This is a genomic window from Gemmatimonadota bacterium (assembly GCA_009692115.1).
Taxonomy (GTDB): Bacteria; Gemmatimonadota; Gemmatimonadetes; order Gemmatimonadales; family GWC2-71-9; genus SHZU01.
This window is the reverse complement of record SHZU01000001.1, coordinates 327,728-340,615: the sequence shown is the minus strand read 5'-3', so window position 1 is coordinate 340,615 and position 12,888 is coordinate 327,728. Positions and strand designations below refer to the sequence as shown.

Below are 12,888 nucleotides of genomic sequence, written 5' to 3'. Positions count from 1 at the left end.
GGATCCGCCCAATGACCGATCACCAGGGGAGCTTGAGCCGCCGGGCATTTGTCGGGGCCGCGACGGTGGCTGTCGCGCTGCCTTCGGTCCGGGGCGAGACTCCCGTCCGCCCGGTCGCCGATCTCGAGCACAACGTCTACACCCGGCTGCTCGGCGTCCGGCCCCACCTTGGGGCGCACGAGCATATCTCTCGGCTCGGGGGCGGGCGGATGGCGCCGGAGGTCCTCGAAGCCATGGCCGAAGCCAACGAGTTCTTCGTCGACATCCATGAGTTGACGCTGGCGGCCGGCCAGCGGGTGGCGGCCTTGGTCGGCGCCGAGGCGGCGTTGGTCACGGCGGGCGGGTTCTCGGGCCTGGTGCTTGGGGCCGCGGCCTGCCTAACGGGTACCGACGAGGAGAAGATCGCGGCCTTGCCCCACCCGACGTGGGACCGGCGTGAGTGTCTGATCCAATCATGCCAGCGATTCGGTTACGACCGGGCCTATCGGGTGGCCGGCGCCACGATCGCTGAAGGGGCCACCCGGGCCGACCTGGAGGCCAAACTCGGCCCGAAGACGGCGTTCATCGCCGGGCTCTCCAACGCCGAGCGCCAAGGGATGTTCGCGCCGCCGCTTTCGGCCGGCCGGGCGCCCCCGCCGGATCCGCGGCTAGTGAAGCAGGAAGACCTGATTGCGATGGGCCGGAAAGCCGGTGTCCCCGTGTTGATCGACATGGCGTCCGACTTGCCGCCCTGGGGCAGTCTCCGGCGGTTTCTCGACGCGGGAGCCGACTTGGTGGTGATGTCCGGCGGCAAGGTCATCGGGGGTCCTCAGTCGTCCGGGATCTTGGCCGGCCGGAAGGACCTGATCGAGGCGGCCCGGCGGAACGCGACGCCGTTCGACAACGTCGGCCGGGGCATGAAAGTCGGCAAGGAAGAAGTGATCGGGTTGGTGGTGGCGCTGGAACGGTTCGTCCGCCAGGATCACCAGGCCGAGGCTGAGCGATGGAATGCCCGGGCGGCCCGAATCGTCGGCCGGTTGCAGGACATCCCGGGTCTGACTTGCCGGCTCGATGAAAACACGGCAGGCTACGTTGACGCGGATCTGACGTGGGACGAGCGCGACATCCGACTGACGAAGGACTCGCTCCGGGCCGCCTTGGTCAAAGGTACCCCTCGGGTAGAACTCGAGGTGATCATCACCAAGGACCGGGATACCACCAGGTGGCATGCGACGGCGCGGACCCGGGTGCTGCGGGACGGGGAGGAGCTCAAGGTGGCGGATCGACTCCGGACGGTGTTCTTGGAGGCGGGTCGGCGGTAGGCTAATTTCTTCGCCTATGTTAGCGACGGACAAGGAATTACCCCTCGAGGGCGGGGTCGCGAAACGGGCCTACGTCCGGGGGATTTTCACGGCCATTGCCCCGCGGTACGACCTCCTCAACCACGTGCTTAGCCTGAACATCGACCGGCGGTGGCGCCGCGATGCCGTCAAGGCGCTGGGCTGGGAGCGGGCCCCGGCGGGGACGTACCTCGATCTCTGCGCCGGCACGCTCGATTTGGCCGCCACACTTGGCAACGATCCGGCGTTTCGGGGCCGGGTGATCGGGGCTGATTTCGTCAAGCCGATGCTCGATCTTGGCCGGGGCAAGTCGGCGGCGGTGGTCCCGGTGGCGGCCGATGCGCTCGATCTCCCGTTCCACTCCGAGCAATTCGATGGCGCCACCGTGGGGTTTGGGGTCCGGAACCTGATGGATCTCGACCGGGGGTTGATCGAGGCAGGCCGAGTGCTCAAGCCCGGCGCCAAACTCGTGGTGCTCGAGTTCACGACTCCTACCTGGCAGCCGCTTCGGGGCCTCTACTTCTTCTACTTCCGGCGGGTGTTACCGTTCATCGGCCGATTGGTTTCGAAACACCGGAGCGCCTATTCCTACTTGCCGGAGTCGGTGCTGGCGTTCCCGGGACCGGACGAACTCAAGGCCAAGATGGAACGGGCCGGGTTTGGGGGGGTCAGCTACCGTCTGTTGCGGGGCGGGATCTGTGCGATCCACGTTGGTTCGGCACTCGGGGGGGGAGTAGGGGATGGCACTCGATAGTTTGCGGGAGTTTGTGGCGGCCATTGAGAAGGCTGGGGAGTTGGTTCGGATTCGGCATCCGGTGCGGACCCGGCTCGAGATGGCGGAGATCGCCGACCGGGTCATGAAGAGTCCGGGCGGGGGGCCGGCGCTGCTGTTCGAGAACCCGATTTCGGACTCGGGTGCCCGGCACCCGATTCCGGTCGGCATCAACTTGTTCGGGTCGATGCGGCGGATGTGCCTCGGGCTCGGCGTCGAGCGGCTCGACGAGATCGGCGGGCGGATTTCCGAATTGCTCAACTTGAAAGTACCCGAGGGGATTTTCGGGAAACTCGCCATGCTGCCGAAGTTGGCGGAGGTGGCCAAGTTCCCGCCGAAGGTCCGGAGTGGGCGGCCGTCGTGCCAGGAGGTGGTCTGGCAAGGCGACGAGGTCGACCTCGCGAAGTTGCCGGTGCTCGTGACGTGGCCGGGCGATGGCGGCCCCTACCTTACCCTGCCGATGGTGATTACCGAAGACCCGTCGCGGGGGATCCGGAACGTCGGGATGTACCGGGTCCAGGTCATCGGCAAGAACACGGTGGCCATGCACTGGCAGCGCCATAAGGTAGGCGCCGCTCACTGGCGGGAAATGGCCGAGAAGGGTGAGAAGATGCCGGTCGTCATCGCGTTAGGCGGCGACCCGGCGGCGATGTACTCCGCCTCGGCGCCGTTGCCGCCGATGATCGACGAGTTCCTGTTTGCCGGCTTCTTGCGGAAATCGCCGGTCGAGCTGGCCCGGGCGGTGACCTGCGATCTCGAGGTACCGGCCGAGGCCGACATCGTGCTTGAAGGGTACATCGATCCGGCCGAACCGCTGGTGACCGAGGGGCCGTTCGGGGACCACACCGGTTTCTACTCGCTGGCCGATCAGTATCCGGCCGTGCACATCACCTGCGTGACGATGCGGAAGGACCCGATCTTTCCCGCCACGCTGGTGGGCCGCCCGCCGATGGAAGACTACTACCTCGGTCACGCCACCGAACGGATTTTTCTGCCGTTGCTCAAGCTCACCACGCCCGAGGTGGTCGACTACCACATGCCGGCGTGCGGGATCTTCCACAACCTCGTGTTCGTGGCCATCGACAAACAGTATCCAGGGCAAGCGTCTAAAGTCATGAACGCCATGTGGGGCGCCGGTCTGATGTCGTTGGCCAAGGTCATCGTGGTGGTGGACAAGCACGTCAACGTCCAGGATCCCGACGAAGCGTGGTGGATTGCCCTCAACAACATCGACCCCGAACGGGACGTCCGCTTCAGTATGGGGCCGGTCGATGTGCTCGACCATGCCAGCCGGGCGTTCACGTACGGCAGCAAGATGGGCATCGATGGCACCCGGAAATGGCCCGAGGAGGGCCAGACGAGGGAATGGCCCCCGCTCATCGAGATGGACCCGGCGACCAAGTCGGCGGTTGATGCGATGTGGAGCAAGTTGGGGCTATGAGCGTCGGGGTTCAGCGGGAAGGACACCGCGAGGGCCAAACGTTCGAGGGGCGGTCGGTGCTGGTTCGGTACCTCAATTTCGTCAAGCTCCCCCACACCCTGTTTGCGCTGCCGTTCGCGATGCTCGGGGTGGTGGCGGCCTCGATGACTCATCCGGTCTCCGGGTGGGTGGTGGTCCAGGTCGCCATCGCGTTTTCCGCGGCGCGTTGGGTGGCCATGGCCTTCAATCGGATCGCCGACCGTGAGTTCGACGCCCGGAACCCCCGGACGATGAACCGGGAACTCCCGACCGGGGCCTTGACGGTCCGGCAAGCCTGGATCTCGGTGGCGGTGGCGGCAGTCGTGTTTCTGGCCGCGGCCGGGTCGTTCAACCGGCTTTGCCTTTACTTGAGTCCCGTGGCGCTGGTCTGGGTCATGGGCTACAGCCTCTCGAAACGCTTTACCTGGTGGCCGCACCTCTGGCTCGGGATGGGTCTCGCCATCGCGCCGGTCGGTGGCTATCTCGCGATTACCGGAGCCTGGAGCGATCCGGCCTGGCTGCTCGTCGCGCTGACGGTGGCCGTCGCCACCTGGGTGGCCGGGTTCGACATGTTCTATGCCCTGCCGGACGAAGATTTCGATCGCCGCGAAGGTCTCAAGAGTGCGGTCGTGCGGTTAGGCGAGCGTCGGGCCATTCTGATGGCCAAGCTGCTTCACGGGGTGACCATTCCAGCGCTGGCGCTGTTCGGGTGGGGTGTGGGATTCGGGGCGTGGTACTACGTCGGGTTGGCGGTGGCGGCCGGGATTCTCTGGTACGAACATCGACTCGTCAAACCCGGTGACCTCTCCCGGCTTGACGCGGCGTTCTTTACCATGAATGGGGTGATGAGCGTGGTTGTCTTCGTGTTTGCCTTGACCGACAGGATCCTCGGATGAAAAAATGGACCAAGTTCCTCCCGGCGGTCCTGCTGCTGGTGGTGGCCGGGGCCGGATACGTCTTTTAGAGGATCAGTCCGAAGGTTGCCGAGCACCCTTTCGAGGTGCCGTCCGGACCGTACCCGGTGGGAACCCAAGAGTTCTCTTGGACCGATCCGACCCGCCCGGAACTCTATACCAAGAACCCCGATGACCGGCGCCGCGTCGTCATCCAAGTGTGGTATCCCGCGGAGACGTCGACTGGGGCAGAGCGGGCCATCTACCTGCAGCGGCCCGAAGAATTCGCGAGTCAAGCCGGCGGCAGCGACAACGTGACGGTGGTGGTCGTCCGGCAACGACCGGGGCAGAATGTCACCCCGTAAGATCCCAGGGCGCCCGATGCCCGATCCGCCAATTCGGCCATCCGACCGGCCGGGCCGTTCGCCCAGCCCTCCGCGCCGCGGCCCTCTCGGTCCGCCCAAACACCCCGTTCGGTCACCGACTCCCAACCGGCGGGGGCGGTAACCGGCGGCAAAACCCCGGACGTCCGAGTATTGTTGGGGAAGCCGCATTCGCGGCGTCAGGATTCAAAGCCAGAGAGGAAGACCGGATGCGACACTCGAAACGGGCGGCGCTCGGCGCGTCGATTGCCCGGCTCACCGCGTTGTTAGTTGCCGTCAGCACCGCTCGGCCTGGGGCGATATCGGCCCAGAGCGGACAAGCGGTGGACCAGGAGTACACCAAGAAGATCAAGGAATACCTCCGCGATCCCCGGATCTCGACCGAACTCGTCGATCATCTCCCCGCCTCGGCCACCGTCCCGACTCCGCTCAAGTTCCTGGGCCGGATCGTGGGCACCCCCGGCGAGCTGACCTATGCGAAAGACATCCATCGCTATTTCGAGGCGCTCGACCAGGCCTCGGACCGGGTGCTGACCTGGAGCATCGGCACCACCGAAGAAGGCCGCGAGATGATCGTCACGGCCATCGCCGACGCGGAGACGATTCGGAAACTCAAGCAGTACCGGGGCATGCTGGCCTCGCTGACCGACCCGCGGAGAACCACCGAGGCCGAAGCCCGCCGGATCATCGGGACGGCCAAGCCGATCTACTGGCTCACGAGCGGGATGCACTCGCCGGAGACCGGGGGGCCCGAGATGCTGATGGAGTTGGGCTACCGGCTCGCGGTGGAAGAGACGCCCTACATCCAGGCGATCCGGAAGAACGTGATCACCTTCATTACCCCGGTCATCGAAGTCGACGGCCGCGAGAAACACGTCGATACCTATTACTACAACAAGAAGCAGCCCGCCGGTGCCCAACGATTGCCGCTGATGTACTGGGGCAAGTACGTGGCCCATGACAACAATCGCGACGGGATGGGACAGTTCCTGGCCCTCACCAAGAATGTCACCAAGCTGTTCGTGGAGTGGACCCCGACTATCATGCACGACCTCCACGAGTCAGTCACCTATCTCTACGCTTCGACCGGGACCGGCCCGTACAACGAGTCCCTCGACCCGATTACGGTGGATGAGTGGTGGCTCCTGGCCAAGACTGAGGTCATGGAGATGACGAAGCGGGGTGTGCCCGGGGTGTGGACCTACGGGTTCTACGACGGCTGGGTACCAAACTACATGTTCTTCATTGCCCACACCCACAACGCCGTGGGTCGGTTTTACGAGGTCCAGAGTTACGGGCCGGATACCACGACGATCCGTCCGCCCGCGACGACCACCAGCCGCGAATGGTTCCGTCCGAACCCGCCGCTCGCCTCGATCGCGTGGGGCCCCAGGAATAACACCAACATCCAGCAATCGGCATTGCTGATCGTGCTGAACCACGTGGCCAAGAACCGGGAGCTCTACCTCGAAAACTACTGGCTCAAGAACAAGCGAGCGGTGGACAAGGGCAAGACCGGCGCGCCCTATGCCTGGGTGATTCCGGCGGGCCAGCGCCGGAAGGCGGACGCCGCGCAAGCGGTCAACGACCTTCGGCGCCAGGGTCTCGAGATTCATCGGGCCACCGGGTCGTTTGCCGCCGGGAAGGTCCAGGTCCAGGCGGGCGACTACGTGGTCCGGGCCGACCAACCGTATCGCACCCTGGCCGAGATGTACTTCTCGGTCCAGAACTACGCCCCGGCCAATCCGCGCCCCTACGACGACACCGGGTGGACGTTCGGCCTGATGCGGAACCTGACGATCACGCCGGTCGCCGAGAAGGGGGTTCTCGATCAGCCAATGACGATGATTATGGCCGATGTCCGGGCCGCCGGCGGGATCGCAGGCACTGGCCCCGTGGTGATCGTCGATCATACCAGCGACAACAACCTGATGACGCTGCGGTACCGGCACGTCGGGGTGCCGATGCAGGCGGCCGAGGAGGACTTTCAGGCGGCGGGCCATTCGTTCCGGGCCGGTGCGTTCATCATCGCGAATGCAGATCGTGCTAAGCTCGAGCCAACCCTGATTGAACTCGGCCTCTCGGCTTTTGCCGTGGCGGCCGCGCCCGGCGTCAAGAGCCACGATCTCGACGTGCCGCGGATCGGGTACGTGCACAGCTGGCAGCGGACCCAAGACGAAGGCTGGGTCCGGGCCGCGCTCGACACCTATGGCGTTCCCTATCAGTACTTTGCCGATCAGAAGCTTGCGCAAGGGAATCTCCGGTCCAAGTACGACGTCATCATCTTCCCGCATGTCGGCGGCAGCGCCACGGCCCAGGTGAACGGCATCGCCAAGACCGGCGCCGCGCCGCTCCCTTACCAAAAATCAACCACCACGCCGAATCTCGGCGCCCTCGACCAGAGCGACGACATTCGGGGTGGGATGGGGATGGAAGGATTGCTTGAGCTGGCCAAATTCGTTCAGGCGGGTGGCACGCTGATCGTGGAAGGATCGACCGCCACGATTTTCCCGTCCTACGGCCTGACCTCGGGTGTGACGGTCGAGAGCCCGGCGCAGTTGTTTGTTCGTGGGTCGGTCATGCGCGGGGTCATCGCCGACAAGAAGAGTCCCTTGGTGTACGGGTTCGACGGCGGGAACCTCCCGGTGTACTTCAACCAAGATCCGGTCTTGAATGCCGGTGGCGGCGGCATTCCCCCCGAATTCGCGGCGTTCTTCGGCGGCGGCAATCAGATTCCGGGGGTCGGCCAGAACACGACCCCGATGGCGAGCCGCCTCACGCTGTCGCCGTGGGACGCCGACAGCTCGGCGTCGTCGGGCCGGCCGGCCCGGGGCGAGGCCGATCAAATGGCGCAGTTCCGCGAGGTGGCCAGGGCATTCGGGCTCGGCGGCGACGAGGCCCGGCCTCGGGTGGTGATGCAATTCCCGGTCAATCCCAATGACATGTTGCTGTCGGGTACCTTGGCCGGCGGGCAATACCTGTCGGGGCGCGCGCAGCTGGTCGATGCGCCGTTAGGCAAAGGCCATGTGGTGAGCTTTGCGATCCGGCCGTTTTGGCGGTGGCAGACCCAGGGGACCTACTTCTTGGGGTTCAATGCCATTCTCAATTGGAACGATCTCGATGCCGGGAAGGCAGCCCGGCCGGCGGGGCCGGGGAGCGATCGGTGACCGAGCGCTGGACCGAGGCGGGGTTGGTGCTCAACCCCGCCTACGTCGCGGAACTCCTCCGCCGCACCAACGCGAGTCCGTTTCCCAGTCACCTGCCGATGCGGGTGACGTCGGTTGGGCTTCGCGATGCCGGGGTCGAGCTCGACATTGCCGATTGCCATCTGCAGCCGTTTGGCATCGTCCATGGTGGCGTGATCGCTACGCTGGTTGATACCGCGACCTTCTGGGCGGGGTTTGGATCGATCCCGGAAACGGCCGGGCTCGTGAACGTTGATTTGAAGCTCAACTACCTCTCGCCGGCCACCTCGGGCCGGCTCCTCGCGACCGGCCGGGCGATCAAATCCGGCCGGACCCTCGGCTATACGGAAGCGACGGTCATGACGGAGGCCGGACACCTCGTGGCCCATGGGACGTCGACGCTGATGGTCCTCGAGGGCAAGGGGCTCGCGATCGGCGTGCCGAAGTTTCTCACGGCCTCACCCAGTTGATGAACCCGGTAATGATCAACGCATTGCTGAAGTCGATGAAGAACGCCCCGACCATCGGTACCACGAGGAAGGCCTGCGGTGCCGGCCCAAACCGTTCGACCACGCTTCGCATGTTGGCGACCGCGTTGGGGGTGGCGCCGAGTCCGAAGCCGCAGTGCCCGGCCGTCATCACGGCGGCGGCGTAGTCCCGGCCCATCAGCCGGAACGTGACCCCGTAGGTAAAGAGCCCAAGGAACGTGACCTGAGCGGTCAGGATGACCCACATCGGGAGCGCCAGGTCGAGGAGCTCCCAGAGCTTGAGCGACATCAACGCCATCGCGAGGAACAACGAGAGCGCTACGGTGCCGAGATCGTCAACCACTCGCTGGTTCAGCCGAATGACGCCGCTCGCGTCGAGGCTGTTCCGAAACACGGCCGCGACGATCATGGTCCCGATGTAGCCGGGCAACGTGAGGTATTGCTTGAGCCACCCGCTCAGCACCGAGCCCAGGGCCATCGCCACCAGAATGATGGCCATCGTCTTGAGCAGGGTGTACGCGGTTGCCGCTTCGCCCTCCGGCTCGGTGTCGATCTCGTCGTCGAGCGCGTTGGTGGGTACGGCGGGGGCGAGGCCCTTTCGCCGGACCAAGAGCGTCGCGACCGGCCCGCCCAACAAGCCGCCGCTCACCAGCCCGAAGGTGGCGGCCGCCATCGCCAGCGTCACCCCGCCGCTGAATCCGTACTGGTCCTCCATCAATGTCCCGAACGCTGCTCCGGTGCCATGACCTCCGGTCATCGTGATGGACCCCGAGATCAGGCCCAGGAACGGATGGACGTCCATGGCCGTAGCCAACCCGACGCCGAGTAAATTCTGGCACGCCGCGACCACACTGGCCACGACCCAGAAGATGACCACCTGCGGTCCACCGACCCGGAGGAGCTTGAGGCTCGCGCCGAGCCCGATGGTGGTGAAGAACGCGATCATGAGCGGCGCTTGGAGGGTCGTATCGAACTCAAACCCCAGCACCCCGGCCTGCCGGAGGATCAGGGACAAGGCGGCAAACAGAAAGCCGCCGATGACCGGCGCCGGGATGTTGAACCGGTCGAGGACGCCGATCCGCTTGCGGACGCCATAGCCAAGGAACAGGACCACCGCCGCCAGGGCCAGGGTCTGAATCATGTCGAGCTTGAGTGTGAATGGCATCGGGGTAGAGTATCCTCGCCGGCCCTGATTCGTCACGGCTTCCCGGTTAGATTTCCGCCATGCCGACACCGCGTCCGCTGGTCTTTGCCCTTACCGGAGCCTCGGGGGCACCGTATGCCGTCCGAGTGCTCGACCTCCTGGCTCGGCATGAGGTACCCGTGTGGCTGATCGTCTCCGGCCATGGTTGGCGGCTCCTCAAGGAGGAATGCGGGATTGCCAATCTGGCGGGCCTCAAGAAAGCCACCGGCGGAAAATGGCCGTCGATCGAGGTCTTTGATGATGCCGACCGGGGGGCGAAGCCGGCGTCGGGATCCCAAAAGACCCGCGGGATGCTGATCTGCCCCTGTTCGATGGGCACGGTCTCGGCCATCGCCCACGGAACCAGCCGGTCGCTGGTGGAGCGGGCCGCCGACGTCACCCTGAAAGAGGGTCGGAAACTGGTCGTGGTGCCCCGAGAGACCCCGTTATCGTTGGTCCACTTACGGAACCTGACCGCCGCCGCGGAAGCGGGGGTGACCGTGCTGCCCGGTGCCCCGGGCTTCTATCATCGGCCCAAACAGATCAGTGATCTCGTTGACTTCATCGCCCAGCGGATCCTCGATCAGTTCGACCTCGACATCGAAGTCGCCCCCCGATGGGGCGCCCGCTGAGCGACTGACCCTGTCATGCGGCTAGGCATCATCGCCGATACCCACGGGCTGCTCCGCCCCGAAGTGTTCGAGGCGTTTCGGGAAGTGGACCAGATCCTCCACGCCGGCGACATCGGATCGCCCGAGTTGCTGACCGAACTCGAAGCGATCGCCCCGGTCCGGGCGGTCTATGGCAACACCGACGGGTTCGACATCCGTCGCCTCGTGCCCGAAGTCATCGAGACCGACATCGAGGGGTTCCGGTTCCTGATCCTGCATGGCCACCAATTCGACCGGCTAACGCCCGAAGCGGTCAATCTCCGGTATCCGGACGCTGAGGTCATCATTTACGGCCATACCCACCGGCCGCTGCTGACGATCGTCGACGAGGTGGTGACGGTGCTGAACCCGGGTGGGGCGGGGGCCCGGCGGTTCGACCTGCCGGCGTCGGTCGGGATCATGGAACTCGAGCCGGGCATTCCGCCGCGAGCCCGGTTAGTGCCCCTCACCGGTCTCGACGAGGACTAGGCGCGTCCCAGGCGCCGATCGACGCCAAACGGCTCGGCGGGCAGGACTTGGATCTTCGAAAAACTCAGGTGACCGGGATTCAAGACAAAATTGAACTCGGACGGCACGATCGTGCTGGGCACCCGCAGCACCGCCCCTGCGCCTTCGGCGATCCAACGACCGCCGAGGGAGCGGGTGCTGGCCGGAGCGGGAAATGAGCGCCAGTCCTCGGGCAGATCGCCGGCCGGGAGCCGAGCGACCAAGCTGTCGTCGAAGCTCGCCCGGCAGATCGAATAGTGATCGAGCAGCCCGGGCGTCTTGAGGTGCACCAAAACTTCGAGGATGGCGAGCGCCGCGGTGTCCGAGGCATAGCTGCATCGAACGCCCGGGTGGTTCCACCGGCCCCCAAACAGGCGGGCACCTTCGCCATCAAACGGATTGGACGCGAACCGGGTCTTGACCAACCGGCAGACCACGATCTTCAGCTGGGCACCCCATGCTCCAACCGGCCAATCAAGGCTTCGACTTCCCGCGCGCCAATGTCGGTGCGGGCGAACGCCAGTGGTGTGGCTCCTTTCAGGGCCGGCTGCGGATCGGCGAGCCACTGCCGGGCCTCCGCCATGTTGCCCTCGAACAGACGCCGAGCCAAGAAGGTGACGCGGGCCGCCCGCAGCAATCGATCCGATTCTTCCGGCGAAAACCGTCGCTCGGCCCGGCGCCGGTGAAGCGTCCGGACCGGGACCTGGATCAACTCGGCCAGGGTGGTGGCCGGGAAGCCGGTTTCGCGCTGGAAATGATCGAAGACGCTGTAGGAAAATCCCTCGTCGATTGCGGCGACCAGCTTGATGGTGGATTGGGCGGATAACCCAAGCAGGTCGGCAAAGCCCTCATCGGCCGACGGGTATCGGCTGAGGGCGGTCTCGGCCACTTGGAGGGTTTTTCGGATCATGGCCAAAATGTATATAGTTCTATGCCATTTGGCAAGCTCTAGGCCGACTGACCTTCGAGCCACTCGCCGATCGCAACCGTCCGCCGCCAGGCCTCTGGGTGGCGGCGAAACCAACTCATGACCAGCAACATCTCGTCGAGCGTGGCGTGGTCAAGCAGGCCGGCCGCGGGTACGGTGGTGGCGAGCTCGGCTTCGACGACGGCCCGGAACGCCTCCCGTTCAATCGGCGTGTGGGGGTAGGGATACGAGGCCCGAACCAGTCCGTGGCGAATCAGGTAGACCCGGTCGTCGCCGAAGGCGCCGGGCTCCCGGTACACGAAGGTCAGGACCTGGATCGCGGCCCTGGCCCGGGCGGCGGCACTGATCAGCCACTCCAGCTGTTCGAACTTGTCGCGCCAGCGGGACGCCGCCTCGAAGTCGTCGCGCTCGGACGCGGCGGTCATTTGGTCAACGGCGCGGTCGATCGGCTCGATGGCTGCTCCGGCCAGGAACCAAACGGCGGCGTCGACCTTTTCCCGATAGCGGATTTCCTCGACTAACCCGGCGCACGGGCCGGCGCAGGTGCCGAAGTCGAACCGCGGGCAGGCCGCCTGAGTCGGTTCGGCGAATAGGTCGCCCTGGCCCGGGAACACCACCGGCATCTTCTCGGCACAATCGCGAAGGCCGAGCAGGTCGTTCAGGACCCGGACGCCGCCGGCGGTTCGGGCCGGCGAGGCGAACGGTCCGAAGTACTGGACGTCTTGGCGGCCGGTCGACGTGGTGACGGCAAGCCGGGGCGCCGTGCCTAACGATACGGTCACAAAGGCCGGGTTCCGCCGCCGGTTCATCTGGTGGTTGTAGGCCGGCCGGTGCTTTCGGATTTCGGCCAATTCGGCAAGGTGGGCGGCGAACTCGCTCGGGGCGTAGTCCCAGGTAATGTTCCAAGCGGCCTGGAGAATCCGGGCCGCCTTATCCTTGGGGAACTTCGCATTGAAGTAGGAGAGGAGCCGGGCTTTGACTCGCTTGGCCTTTCCGACGTACAGGACGTGACCCATCGCGTCGACCATCTTGTAGACGCCGGGCCGGTGTTCGGCCAACGCCTTGACTCGGGCCCGGAGGGTCTCGAGGTCGGTGGTCGGAGGGAGCAGGGTGGTCGTCAC

Annotated in this window: 13 protein-coding genes; 9 read left to right on the top strand and 4 right to left on the bottom strand. The window is 65.5% G+C overall.

The genetic code is table 11. The features are described from left to right. Nucleotides 1–11 precede the first annotated feature (11 nt). From EXR94_01640 to EXR94_01610, 7 genes are all read left to right on the top strand, one after another. A complete protein-coding gene (locus tag EXR94_01640) occupies nucleotides 12–1,301 on the top strand; it encodes a hypothetical protein (GenBank protein MSR01431.1) in 1,290 nt (429 codons plus the stop codon). Nucleotides 1,302–1,317: 16 nt separating this feature from the next. After that, entirely contained in the window at nucleotides 1,318–2,073 is a 756-nt protein-coding gene (locus EXR94_01635) for a ubiquinone/menaquinone biosynthesis methyltransferase (protein MSR01430.1), read from the top strand. Continuing rightward, nucleotides 2,060–3,532, top strand: coding sequence for a menaquinone biosynthesis decarboxylase (locus EXR94_01630; GenBank protein ID MSR01429.1), 1,473 nt, complete (start codon nucleotides 2,060–2,062; stop codon nucleotides 3,530–3,532). Before EXR94_01635 ends, EXR94_01630 begins: the two co-directional genes overlap by 14 nt. After that, the gene (gene ubiA, locus EXR94_01625; GenBank protein MSR01428.1) at nucleotides 3,529–4,446 is read left to right on the top strand and encodes a 4-hydroxybenzoate polyprenyltransferase; all 918 of its coding nucleotides are present in this window, start codon (nucleotides 3,529–3,531) and stop codon (nucleotides 4,444–4,446) included. The genes EXR94_01630 and ubiA overlap by 4 nt, the downstream gene beginning before the upstream one ends. A gap of 104 nt (nucleotides 4,447–4,550) precedes the next feature. Next, entirely contained in the window at nucleotides 4,551–4,808 is a 258-nt protein-coding gene (locus tag EXR94_01620; protein ID MSR01427.1) for a hypothetical protein, read from the top strand. Nucleotides 4,809–5,035: 227 nt separating this feature from the next. After that, nucleotides 5,036–7,993 carry a hypothetical protein gene (locus EXR94_01615; GenBank protein MSR01426.1) on the top strand — a complete coding sequence of 986 codons (2,958 nt, stop codon included), beginning with the start codon at nucleotides 5,036–5,038 and terminating at the stop codon, nucleotides 7,991–7,993. 98 nt (nucleotides 7,994–8,091) lie between these two features. After that, complete coding sequence (locus tag EXR94_01610) at nucleotides 8,092–8,481, top strand: PaaI family thioesterase (GenBank protein ID MSR01425.1); 390 nt, start codon at nucleotides 8,092–8,094, stop codon at nucleotides 8,479–8,481. Here EXR94_01610 and gltS read toward each other — a convergent pair. Further along, complete coding sequence (gene gltS, locus EXR94_01605; protein MSR01424.1) at nucleotides 8,462–9,664, bottom strand: sodium/glutamate symporter; 1,203 nt, start codon at nucleotides 9,662–9,664, stop codon at nucleotides 8,462–8,464. The genes EXR94_01610 and gltS overlap by 20 nt on opposite strands. A gap of 59 nt (nucleotides 9,665–9,723) precedes the next feature. Between gltS and EXR94_01600 the strand changes: the two genes are divergently transcribed. Further along, nucleotides 9,724–10,314 (top strand): UbiX family flavin prenyltransferase, encoded by a 591-nt coding sequence (locus EXR94_01600; GenBank protein MSR01423.1) that lies wholly within the window; start codon nucleotides 9,724–9,726, stop codon nucleotides 10,312–10,314. Nucleotides 10,315–10,329: 15 nt separating this feature from the next. Further along, on the top strand, nucleotides 10,330–10,821 hold the full coding sequence (locus EXR94_01595; GenBank protein ID MSR01422.1) for a metallophosphoesterase: 492 nt from the start codon (nucleotides 10,330–10,332) through the stop codon (nucleotides 10,819–10,821). Here the strand turns inward: EXR94_01595 and EXR94_01590 are convergent. Genes EXR94_01590 through EXR94_01580 form a run of 3 tightly spaced genes read right to left on the bottom strand, consistent with a single transcriptional unit; the run spans nucleotide 10,818 to nucleotide 12,888 of the window. Further along, nucleotides 10,818–11,405 (bottom strand): RES domain-containing protein, encoded by a 588-nt coding sequence (locus EXR94_01590; protein ID MSR01421.1) that lies wholly within the window; start codon nucleotides 11,403–11,405, stop codon nucleotides 10,818–10,820. The genes EXR94_01595 and EXR94_01590 overlap by 4 nt on opposite strands. Then, nucleotides 11,282–11,749 carry a DUF2384 domain-containing protein gene (locus tag EXR94_01585; GenBank protein ID MSR01420.1) on the bottom strand — a complete coding sequence of 156 codons (468 nt, stop codon included), beginning with the start codon at nucleotides 11,747–11,749 and terminating at the stop codon, nucleotides 11,282–11,284. Before EXR94_01585 ends, EXR94_01590 begins: the two co-directional genes overlap by 124 nt. A 38-nt stretch (nucleotides 11,750–11,787) precedes the next feature. Continuing rightward, nucleotides 11,788–12,888, bottom strand: coding sequence for a nuclease (locus tag EXR94_01580; protein MSR01419.1), 1,101 nt, complete (start codon nucleotides 12,886–12,888; stop codon nucleotides 11,788–11,790).

What these genes read in the sequence shown, in the direction of transcription:
- EXR94_01640 (MSR01431.1), top strand. Translation starts at nt 12, where the DNA reads ATGACCGATCACCAGGGGAGCTTGAGCCGCCGGGCATTTGTCGGGGCC.
- EXR94_01635 (MSR01430.1), top strand. Translation starts at nt 1,318, where the DNA reads ATGTTAGCGACGGACAAGGAATTACCCCTCGAGGGCGGGGTCGCGAAA.
- EXR94_01630 (MSR01429.1), top strand. Translation starts at nt 2,060, where the DNA reads ATGGCACTCGATAGTTTGCGGGAGTTTGTGGCGGCCATTGAGAAGGCT.
- ubiA (MSR01428.1), top strand. Translation starts at nt 3,529, where the DNA reads ATGAGCGTCGGGGTTCAGCGGGAAGGACACCGCGAGGGCCAAACGTTC.
- EXR94_01615 (MSR01426.1), top strand. Translation starts at nt 5,036, where the DNA reads ATGCGACACTCGAAACGGGCGGCGCTCGGCGCGTCGATTGCCCGGCTC.
- EXR94_01610 (MSR01425.1), top strand. Translation starts at nt 8,092, where the DNA reads ATGCGGGTGACGTCGGTTGGGCTTCGCGATGCCGGGGTCGAGCTCGAC.
- gltS (MSR01424.1), bottom strand. Translation starts at nt 9,664, where the DNA reads ATGCCATTCACACTCAAGCTCGACATGATTCAGACCCTGGCCCTGGCG.
- EXR94_01600 (MSR01423.1), top strand. Translation starts at nt 9,724, where the DNA reads ATGCCGACACCGCGTCCGCTGGTCTTTGCCCTTACCGGAGCCTCGGGG.
- EXR94_01595 (MSR01422.1), top strand. Translation starts at nt 10,330, where the DNA reads ATGCGGCTAGGCATCATCGCCGATACCCACGGGCTGCTCCGCCCCGAA.
- EXR94_01585 (MSR01420.1), bottom strand. Translation starts at nt 11,749, where the DNA reads ATGATCCGAAAAACCCTCCAAGTGGCCGAGACCGCCCTCAGCCGATAC.